Origin of the sequence: Marinicrinis lubricantis, assembly GCF_042658665.1 — a bacterium.
GTDB lineage: Bacteria > Bacillota > Bacilli > Paenibacillales > KCTC-33676 > Marinicrinis > Marinicrinis lubricantis.
Window position 1 is genome coordinate 1 of sequence record NZ_JBHSQV010000082.1, and the last position, 1,876, is coordinate 1,876.

The window sequence follows — 1,876 nt, forward strand, 5'->3', positions numbered from 1 at the left end:
ATCTGATGTAAAATGATTCATAGGGAAGACCTCTTTCTTGTGAGTTGGTTGTGGTGACTTAATTCTACAAGAAAGGTCTTCCTTTTTGCTATTTATCTATTTACACAAGATATTTTACGCTCTCAATGGAACATAAGTGGTTCCATTAAGATTTAATACTGGATTTTTAGGTGTATAGGATTTTTGATTTACTTGAATATGATAGTCAGCCTCATTTAGTATATATTCTTTAAGATTATTCGCACTAACAGATGCAGCGTATAGAATAACAGCTCCCGAGATAATGCCTATTGCAAGCTTCTTCATGAATCACATCTCTCCTTTTATTTTATTTCACTATACATAACACTTAATAAGTGTGGTGTTCAATAAAAAAATGGATCGCACTTTAAATTTCGGAAAATGAATGTTAGATGTAGAGAAATCTTCTAAGTTTGGTTTATCCATTGAACCAGATACGAGCCCGAACAGCCAAGAAAGTTCGACTACGACTGTACGACATTACTTGTGGGACAGCCCCTTCTTTTTTCTTCAGCGGAGCATGTACCCCACTGTACAAGCATAAGTATGTAGAGATATTGCTTGTACAGGAGGTTCATCATGAAACGCTGGCTTACTGCCCTACAAATTGCATTTACATATATCGGAACGATCGTTGGTGCAGGTTTTGCGACGGGTCAAGAAATTCTGCAGTTCTTTACAAAATACGGACGCTGGGGGACACTGACTATCCTTGCTGCATCCATCCTGTTTGTTTGGCTGGGCACGAAGCTGATGCTCAGCAGCCAGCGCATTGGGGCAAAATCTTATGAGGATTTAAACAGGCATCTGTTCGGTCCCTCGGCAGGGAAATGGGTCAGCCGGTTTTTAATGCTGTTTCTGTTCGGCATTAGCTCCGTCATGCTTGCCGGTGCAGGGACCGTGTTTAAAGAGCATTTTCAGATTTCCTATCAAATCGGTCTGCTGATAACCATTCTTCTCTCCTACTTGATCATACGAAGAGGGATGAAAGCCATCTTCACGGTAAACTCCATCGTCGTTCCTCTGATGTTCTGCTACATCTGCTTTGTTGTCGTCCAAGCGGTCCACTCTCCGAGCGCTTCCAATTGGGTGGAATGGAACCCGCCTGTCGACCAACTCAGAGTATGGCTATCCCCGCTTCTGTATACTGCATTTAATTTAGGACTGGCTCAAGCGGTTCTTGTTCCGATCGGTGGTCATATCTCCGACCGATCAACCATACGTCTGGGCGGAATGCTTGGCGGTCTGGGCGTAGGCATCATGCTCCTTGCCCTCCACTTCTCCCTGTCCAGTCAAATGCCATCTGTCGCTTTGTATGAAATCCCGATGGCTAGGCTCGCCTTCGAGCTTCCTGTCTTCGTACAACTATTATTCATACTGATCATTTTCGCAGAAATATTCACCACGTTCATTGCCGATATCTACGGACTCGTGACACAGCTTGAAGATAAGACCCCTCTATCTCAAACGAAGCTGCTCGTTCTTCTGCTGGCCGCCTGCTTTATGATCAGCCAAATCGGCTTCAGTTCGCTTCTATCGACACTGTACCCGCTTTTCGGTATCATCAGTTCAGCCTGGCTTGCAGCGCTGATAATCAAACGAAACGATGATTCATAATCCGCAAGTGATAATTCACTTCGCCTCATGCAAAATACTTGATTTTTCAAGCCTTTTTCGCTTGAATGAAACTCAGGAGCATCTTTTCATTCTTTCTAAAAAAAGGTAAAGAGTCCAGCGGTATGATGTCAAGTCCCTGATTCGTGTAAATTGGAAAAAGTTTTGAGGATAACCTCCTACGAGTCAGGAAAAAAGGCATCACGAAACTAACCCAGTTGAAAATGGCAGTGATTTACCA

General features: G+C 43.3%; 2 protein-coding genes. One reads left to right on the plus strand and one right to left on the minus strand.

Annotated features, from left to right (window positions below):
• Window positions 1–114 precede the first annotated feature (114 nt).
• Window positions 115–306, minus strand: a complete 192-nt coding sequence (locus tag ACFPXP_RS08145) for a hypothetical protein (RefSeq protein WP_379893739.1) — start codon at window positions 304–306, stop codon at window positions 115–117.
• 294 nt (window positions 307–600) lie between these two features.
• Between ACFPXP_RS08145 and ACFPXP_RS08150 the strand changes: the two genes are divergently transcribed.
• Window positions 601–1,638 carry a YkvI family membrane protein gene (locus tag ACFPXP_RS08150; RefSeq protein ID WP_379893740.1) on the plus strand — a complete coding sequence of 346 codons (1,038 nt, stop codon included), beginning with the start codon at window positions 601–603 and terminating at the stop codon, window positions 1,636–1,638.
• Window positions 1,639–1,876 lie beyond the last annotated feature (238 nt).

What these genes read in the sequence shown, in the direction of transcription:
- ACFPXP_RS08145 (WP_379893739.1), bottom strand. Translation starts at nt 306, where the DNA reads ATGAAGAAGCTTGCAATAGGCATTATCTCGGGAGCTGTTATTCTATAC.
- ACFPXP_RS08150 (WP_379893740.1), top strand. Translation starts at nt 601, where the DNA reads ATGAAACGCTGGCTTACTGCCCTACAAATTGCATTTACATATATCGGA.